The following is a 6,836-nucleotide window of genomic DNA, read 5'->3' on the forward strand; positions in this document are numbered from 1 at the left end:
ATGATCTACTGTAATCGCCTCAGAGTAGGTCAAAGAATTCATCCACGCTCAAGCCAACTTACCGAATAATTGCACGTAAAGTACCTCGGTCAAGTTCTTTATGATCAGGTACAGAAATCGTTGTTCTAGGATCTTCACGCACTAGAATGATATGGCTACCGCGCTGGCGATCAACGACAAAATCTATTTGCCTAAGTGCTTTGACACATTCCGCGCCTGAGATCACGGGCAGTTTACTCATACCAGCACAATGTCAATCGTGTCTTCTGGAATTGGCTCTCCCCGATCGCTCAACACTTCCATGTAAAGGGCGATCGCCTCTTCAATGTTAGCTAGGGCTTCCTCGCGAGTTTTCCCCTGACTAATGCATCCTGGCAAACTAGGAACCTCGACAACAAAATAACCATCCTCACCCGGATACAATAGTACTTTGCGTTTAGATTTAGCTTGCAGCTTTGCCACGGTGATTGCTCAAACCTGTTTAGTGAGTTCATTGAAATGCTAACACTACGAGCGTTTGATGCTATTGTGCAGGTTAACAAACTTTTTTCTAGCTGCGATCGCTCCTATTTGTGAAAGAGAGGAGCGATCGCTCCATTGAACCCCCGAACCGAGTGATCGCTCAAGATGTAAAGGAGAAGAGCGATCGCTTCAAGCTGTGAAATAGAGGAGCGATCGCCTCTAGATGCCTAACGAAACGCCATTTTCACCAGTTGCCAAAAGATGTTGACAAAGAAAACAGCAGGGAAACACCACCAGACAATTTCCCAGTTAACAGGAGCCTTTCCCTTGAACTTATAAAACAGCGTTGTTAATACCAAGGCTATTAATGCATTCATACACAAAATAAACACCACAAACCAGATATCTTTACCCATAGCCATTGATGAGCCACCAAGCATCCCAAGCAGATAAGCGGATGGAATCCAGCCAAGAAAAAACTTTGGTTTGAAGAGGCTGTCTTTGAACATAATCATTCGTTTCCCTAATGTTTTACTTATGAAATTGTGAGTGCTGGCAAAATTACATTTTTACTGGTAAAGGCAACGTTATCTGTTTCCGTTTGTGCAATTTTTCAACCTCCTCTTAACGCTCTAGAGATTGATTGCTCAAACTTGTCGCATTCAGCAACTAACTGAAGAATTACTGTGCGAAAGTAGTTGACATCAATTAGGCTGATTTCGGCATTGTGCATAATAGAAAAAACACATTTGCCACCAATATTTTCTATGCACCAAAAGCCAGCCTTGTAGCCTGTGTTCTCACATAACAGTAGAGTAGACATCCAACCGGGTACGTCATCTCGATTCTGAAACTTAACTCCACTAGGGCAAGAGAACTCTAAAGTATTGTCATAGCGAATAATGAAAAGTGTTTGAGTTGTTCCAGAATCTGCCGTAAATTTAAGAATGGCTGACTTATCATTAAGGTCACTAATTTTCCATCCCAAACGATCGCAGTAATCTCGAATAGTTGGCATGTAGTTACTTCCCGAAAACAGATCGAGATCAATAGCCATAAATTCCTCCAAATGTAATCGTTGTATAAATATGTAAATGAAAGCACTCGCAGATTGAGTGATTTCTGCGGTGGATTACTAGGTGGAATAAGTGCCGTTCGCGTCTATCCTGCCTTTATAAATCGAGTTTCCTGCCACAAATATTTCGCCATCAAAGCTAGAGCCGAAATCATCGAAGTCTATGTAAGCATCACCATTTGAGTCAGTAACAGAGTCTCGTACTCCGCCAGTGCCGAAGAACCCAAGACTGGCACTGATGTAGACCTTGACTCCTGCTTTTCCTACTTCTACTGTGACCATAAATTAACCTCCAAATACTTGAACCTACTGAAAAGCCATCCCTTTACCAAAACATCTCGTACACTCTATAAAGGTGTTGGCATCTTTTTTCAGCTTTCCAGACCCTTTGCACAATCGACAGGTTTCCCACTTTTTCTCTTTTTCTTGTTTGCCTCTGTCTGCGGGTGGTTTCTCATTGCCCATGTTTTGGTGCTCCTTAGACTTAAGGTGATTTAATGGTTTGGTCACAAAGACATCGCTGTCTAGTTAAATAAAAGCAGTTGATGCTCTCTACAAAAATATTCCCAAACTAATAGCCAGGTCATCGCTATCAGAGGTCAGGTTAAGGCGGATGATGGCGGGAGTTTTGTTAAAAAGGTTTGCAGTGGGCGGGTAGTGACGGATAATGGCGGGAAAGGTGGCAGAGGCGACGAGATATGGATGTGCAGGAGATGCTGAAATACATGGATGAGTTGGTGTTTGCTCAAACAGGTCAGCATTTGGATAGTCTGCAAGTGGCAATTTTGAAGGGCGTTCTCAACGGACAGAAATACGCTGAGGTTGCAAAGGACTATAACTGCACTTCAGGACATGCAAAAGATGAAGCGTATGAACTTTGGCGCGTTCTTTCTAAGGCGTTGGGAGAAGACTTAAATAAGTCAAATATTCGATCTGCGATTGAACGTTTGGGAATTGCAAATTATCAATCTCCAATTGTTGGAAATCGTGTTGGCAATATCAATCTTTGTCCTAATTTTTCACAAGATAAAGCTACTGAAATTGATGATTTTGAATTGGTGGGTGGGGCACCGGTTTCGCCTGTGGAGGCAGCGCGGCGAACCGTGAAATTGGAAACGGTGCCGCAGTTGATGAAGCTGGGGCTGACTGCTGAGCAGATTGCTCAGGCTTTGGAGTTGCCGCTGAATGACGTGCAGCAGGCAATGCGCTAAATTGGGTGATATAGCAGGAGTAATCATTTGCCAACACGGGATCAAGCGGAAGCAGCAATCTTTGTCTGCCAACTGTTTTCTAATTTGTTTCAGCCAATCTATGTTTTTCGGTATGACGCAAGGGCAAAAACGATCTACGTTCAAGGTGGTGTGAACGACGATATCTCAATGGTAATTTTCGAGGACGGAAACTGGGAGTTTGTTCTATGAGTCAAGATTTGAATCAAATGACCAATGCTGAACTGAAGCGATACATTTCAGAGCATCGGAACAATGAAGATGCTTTTCATGCAGCCTTACAGGTTTTGATCAGCCGCCGTGATCCGAATGCTGTTACGTATCCCCACCCTTACAACATGGCTAATCCTGAGCGTGAGATGGAAGCGATTTTTAGGGAAAAAATTCGTCAACTTGAGATGGATAAATCAGCAGATTCGTAGACCTTCTAAGCTGCTAGTCCATCAAAGAATCCCCTAACTGAATGCCATCATTTGAGTGATGTGGATAAACCTATCCGTTCAAATTGTCTTTAGAGGACACGCTAGGTAGTTGTTTTTGCGGTGAGGTGGACAGGTTTTGCACCGTTTTGGCGAGGTCGATGCCCGTGGTTTGGCGGAGTTGCTCGATGAAGGTGGCGAGTTGGGTGGCAGTGTTGGCTTGGCTGCTATCTACCAGGGTGACATTTTGCACCGTGACATCGGGAACAGCGGCGGTGAGTGTTTTCAGCAGGGTTTCTAAGCGCTGCAATAGGTAGATGTCACGGGCATTGGAACCTGCATCGCGCCAAGATTCAGCAAGGCGCAGGGTGCCTTCGGCTCTGGCTTTACCGTCTTCCAGGATCTTGGCGGCGTTTCCTTGGGCTTGAGCGATCGCCTGCTTGGATTGCGCTTCAGCGGGAGCGATCACATCGGCTTGTAACTGCTGTTTCACCTGCTTGATTCGTTCTTGCTGGACGGGCACTTCCGCTTGAATCCGGGCAAGTTCGGAGGCGATTTCAGCGATCGCTTCGGCGATCACCGCATCGCGCATAGTGGTTGCGTCGGTAAGGCGGCGTTGGGCATCGGCTTTAGCAATTCCCATGTCGCGATCGAGGCGGCTAAGCGAGGTGACCTTGCTATTTTCCGAGGTTTGAATCGCGGATTCCGCTTTTGCTTGGGCTTCTGCAATCCGGGAGTCGCGCAGCATATCTGCCTGTTGCTTACGCCCGATCGAGTCGAGATAGCGAACATCATCGGAAATATTTTGGATTTGCAGCGTGTCTAACACCAACCCCAGTTTTTCCAGGTCATCTTCGGCTTCATCCAACAAGCTCTTGGCAAAGGCGATTTTGTCTTCATTCACCTGCTCTGGTGTGAGGCTAGCCAGCACCCCGCGTAGATTACCTTCCAGAGTTTCTTTTGCCATCTGTTCAATTTCAGCACGGCTTTTTCCCAACAAACGCTCGATCGCATTGTGAATCGCGGGTTCTTCCCCAGCAATTTTGATGTTGGCGACCCCTTCCACCTTCAGCGGAATTCCGCCCTTGGAATAGGCATTGGCAACTTTCAGATCAATAATCATGTTGCTCAAATCCATTCGTAGCGCCCGTTCTAGCAATGGCACTCGCACACTGCTGCCACCTTTAACTAAGCGATATCCCACTCGGCGACCGTTGGCAAGCTCATGGGAACTTCCGGCAAAAATCAACACTTCGTTGGGCTGACAAATGTAATAGAGATTGCGAATGACAAATACGCCAGCGCCTGTTCCCAAGCCCAAAATCCCCAGTAGGGCAATAATCGATTCAAACATGGTTGCTCCTATGACACTTCGTAGAATGGAAGAGGTATTAATTATTTTTGCGATCGCGCTGACGATTGAGGGTTGAGGCTACGTCAATGCCCAAGGTTTGATCGACGCGATCAAGAAACTGGCGGACGATTTCAGGATAAACATTCATCAGGCTAGCGAGGGTTTTGCCATCGCCGTTGTCGATCACGTTGATGTTTTCCAAGTGCAGACGGTTGGGAATTTTAGCCGCCTCTTCCAACACCATTTCGATTTGCTGAATCAAGAATACTTCTGCCGCATCCACGCCCGTTTTTTGCCATACTTCCGAGAGCATATCGTTGACCAACGCCGATGCTTTAGCATTTTCAGCGAGTTCGGCGGCGGCTCCCTTTGCGTAAAAGGTTTTGGCTTCGCGATTAGCTTCAGCAGGTAACACTTGATCGGCTTCCAACCGCAACCGTTCTAGCTCAGCCCGAACTGTTTGAAATGCTTGCTCAGCCCGTGCCCGTGCTTCTTTCTCAGCAGCTTTAGTGCGTTCTTCTTCCGATCGCGCCTGCTGTTCTAATTCAGCTTTCACCTTCCGCAGTTCATTTTGTCGTTGCTGGATGATGGCGAGTGCTTGGGATTTAGCAACTTCAGACTGCTGCTGACAATCGGCTTCAATCCGATCCGCCTGACTCAATGCAGCGGCTTCAGCAATTTCGGCATCGCGAATAATCTGAGCAATACGTTTGCGCCCGATCGATCGCAGATAGTCCACATCATCCGCCACATTTTGGATCTTAAAAGTATCGAGTTGCAGCCCTAGCTTGACCAAATCACGGGTGACATCTTGAGCAATTCGTTCAGCAAATTGGAGCCGATCTTCATTCACCTGTTCTGGGGTGAGCATGGCAACAACCCCGCGTAGATTGCCTTCCAAGGTTTCTCGTGCCACACGGGCAATTTCAGAGCGATCGCGATCTAAAAAACGCTCGATCGCATTCCCCACAATCGCCGGATCGCTAGAGGTTTTGACATTAGCGATCGCCTGAATGTGCAGCGGCGTACCCCCCTTAGAGTAAGCATTTTTGACTTCCACGGTCACGGGCATACTGGTGACATCCATCCGCTTGACCGTTTCCAAAATCGGAATCGCGATTACCCGTCCGCCAAAAATTACCCGATAGCCGACATCTTCGCCCTCTTTCGTGCGATGTTTGCGACCCGACAAAATCAAAATCTCGTTGGGGTTGCAAATTTGCATGAAGCTTTTGATAAACCAGGCGATCAGAATGACCCCAGCGATCGATAGGGCGATCGCTGGGGCTGTTATCCAAGCAGACTCATTCGTATCAGGCGCAGCAGATGGAGTAGATTCCGCCTGAGCAAGTTTCACTGTCACGTGATCTGGAGTTTGAGCGATAGGAATTGGAGAAAAGTTAGGAGGATTATAATTCATATTTAGAGGCGTTGAGAGGATGAGGGGATTTGACACCTACCATATTTAGTGATCTACCTTTCCCTGGGTGATGATTCCTGACTAGATGTCAAACTATCGGCAGAGACGACCCACAGGCGATTTTGGTCGGTACTCACAACAAGCACCTGGTCACCCGTCTGAAATTCTTGGGCTTCGTCAGTGTAGGCAATCAAATCGAGAATGCTGCCTTTGATTTGTAGCCGCACTTTTCCTCGGCTGCTAGCGTTGAAAGGCACTTCCACCGTTCCCGCGATGCCAACTAGATCGGCAGAGCGAACGAGGCTATCGGCTTTCCGGTGACGTAGGGCGCGCAGACTACCCGATACTAGCCCACCACAGAGAATGCCCATAATGCCTGCGGCGATCGCCACAATTCCCGCAGGTAAAGGCACCGATAAACTCGACAACACTAGCCCCGTCAATCCAAAAAAGCAAATGCCAAACGTCCAAAACTTGAGGCTTTTCATCACCCCTAGCCAACCCCAACGATTAGGACGGCGCGGCAAAACGCGATCGCCATTTCCTGGATCGACTAGCTCAACATCCGTGTCGAGATGAACAGCTAGATCAGCATCATGATCAAAGTCATGATCGAAATCATGGTCAAAGTCAAAATGGTCTAGTCCTCCCAGCATTGCCAGAAGCACAAAAACCCCTCCGATCGCAAAACAAAACCAGTAAGTCGTCAGCATTGCGGCAGATTTTTCAACCAAAAATTGTCCTCATCTTGGCATCTCTATCACCCAAAATTTAGATTTGGCACGATTTTTAACCTGTTCACGCGATGTGCAACTAGAATTAGTCTGACACAAACTGCTCGAACTGCAACGGGAGAAGGTTGTGACGATTGAGCCAT

The 6,836-nt window shown here is 47.1% G+C and carries 11 protein-coding genes; 3 read left to right on the forward strand and 8 right to left on the reverse strand.

Annotated elements, in window-relative coordinates; all coding sequences use genetic code 11:
• Positions 1–58: 58 nt before the first annotated feature.
• The 5 genes from AB3R30_RS23010 to AB3R30_RS23030 all read right to left on the reverse strand — a co-directional run bounded on the left by AB3R30_RS23010 (position 59) and on the right by AB3R30_RS23030 (position 1,819).
• Positions 59–241 (reverse strand): type II toxin-antitoxin system HicA family toxin, encoded by a 183-nt coding sequence (locus AB3R30_RS23010; RefSeq protein WP_458651553.1) that lies wholly within the window; start codon positions 239–241, stop codon positions 59–61.
• Complete coding sequence (locus AB3R30_RS23015) at positions 238–462, reverse strand: type II toxin-antitoxin system HicB family antitoxin (protein ID WP_458651554.1); 225 nt, start codon at positions 460–462, stop codon at positions 238–240. The genes AB3R30_RS23010 and AB3R30_RS23015 overlap by 4 nt, the downstream gene beginning before the upstream one ends.
• A gap of 227 nt (positions 463–689) precedes the next feature.
• Positions 690–971: a hypothetical protein gene (locus AB3R30_RS23020; RefSeq protein ID WP_458651555.1), complete on the reverse strand. Its 282-nt coding sequence runs from the start codon at positions 969–971 to the stop codon at positions 690–692.
• A gap of 104 nt (positions 972–1,075) precedes the next feature.
• Entirely contained in the window at positions 1,076–1,519 is a 444-nt protein-coding gene (locus AB3R30_RS23025) for a hypothetical protein (protein ID WP_458651556.1), read from the reverse strand.
• Between the two features lie 78 nt (positions 1,520–1,597).
• Positions 1,598–1,819 carry a hypothetical protein gene (locus AB3R30_RS23030; protein WP_458651557.1) on the reverse strand — a complete coding sequence of 74 codons (222 nt, stop codon included), beginning with the start codon at positions 1,817–1,819 and terminating at the stop codon, positions 1,598–1,600.
• A 416-nt stretch (positions 1,820–2,235) separates the two neighbouring features.
• Here AB3R30_RS23030 and AB3R30_RS23035 point away from each other — a divergent pair, with 416 nt between their 5' ends.
• Genes AB3R30_RS23035 through AB3R30_RS23045 form a run of 3 tightly spaced genes read left to right on the forward strand, consistent with a single transcriptional unit; the run spans position 2,236 to position 3,188 of the window.
• Positions 2,236–2,748 (forward strand): hypothetical protein, encoded by a 513-nt coding sequence (locus AB3R30_RS23035; RefSeq protein ID WP_458651558.1) that lies wholly within the window; start codon positions 2,236–2,238, stop codon positions 2,746–2,748.
• A gap of 27 nt (positions 2,749–2,775) precedes the next feature.
• Positions 2,776–2,958, forward strand: coding sequence for a DUF6888 family protein (locus tag AB3R30_RS23040; protein WP_458651559.1), 183 nt, complete (start codon positions 2,776–2,778; stop codon positions 2,956–2,958).
• Positions 2,955–3,188 carry a DUF6887 family protein gene (locus tag AB3R30_RS23045; RefSeq protein ID WP_458651560.1) on the forward strand — a complete coding sequence of 78 codons (234 nt, stop codon included), beginning with the start codon at positions 2,955–2,957 and terminating at the stop codon, positions 3,186–3,188. Before AB3R30_RS23040 ends, AB3R30_RS23045 begins: the two co-directional genes overlap by 4 nt.
• A 70-nt stretch (positions 3,189–3,258) precedes the next feature.
• Here AB3R30_RS23045 and AB3R30_RS23050 read toward each other — a convergent pair whose 3' ends face one another.
• The 3 genes from AB3R30_RS23050 to AB3R30_RS23060 are packed head-to-tail and all read right to left on the reverse strand — an operon-like array spanning position 3,259 to position 6,693.
• On the reverse strand, positions 3,259–4,539 hold the full coding sequence (locus AB3R30_RS23050) for a flotillin family protein (RefSeq protein WP_458651561.1): 1,281 nt from the start codon (positions 4,537–4,539) through the stop codon (positions 3,259–3,261).
• 37 nt (positions 4,540–4,576) lie between these two features.
• Positions 4,577–5,959 carry a flotillin family protein gene (locus tag AB3R30_RS23055; protein ID WP_458651562.1) on the reverse strand — a complete coding sequence of 461 codons (1,383 nt, stop codon included), beginning with the start codon at positions 5,957–5,959 and terminating at the stop codon, positions 4,577–4,579.
• Positions 5,960–6,012: 53 nt separating this feature from the next.
• Positions 6,013–6,693, reverse strand: coding sequence for an NfeD-like protein (locus tag AB3R30_RS23060; protein ID WP_458651563.1), 681 nt, complete (start codon positions 6,691–6,693; stop codon positions 6,013–6,015).
• Positions 6,694–6,836: the final 143 nt, after the last annotated feature.

Origin of the sequence: Sivoneniella epilithica UHCC 1019 (assembly GCF_040830845.1) — a bacterium.
In the GTDB taxonomy this organism is placed as follows: Bacteria; Cyanobacteriota; Cyanobacteriia; order Leptolyngbyales; family Leptolyngbyaceae; genus ULC077BIN1.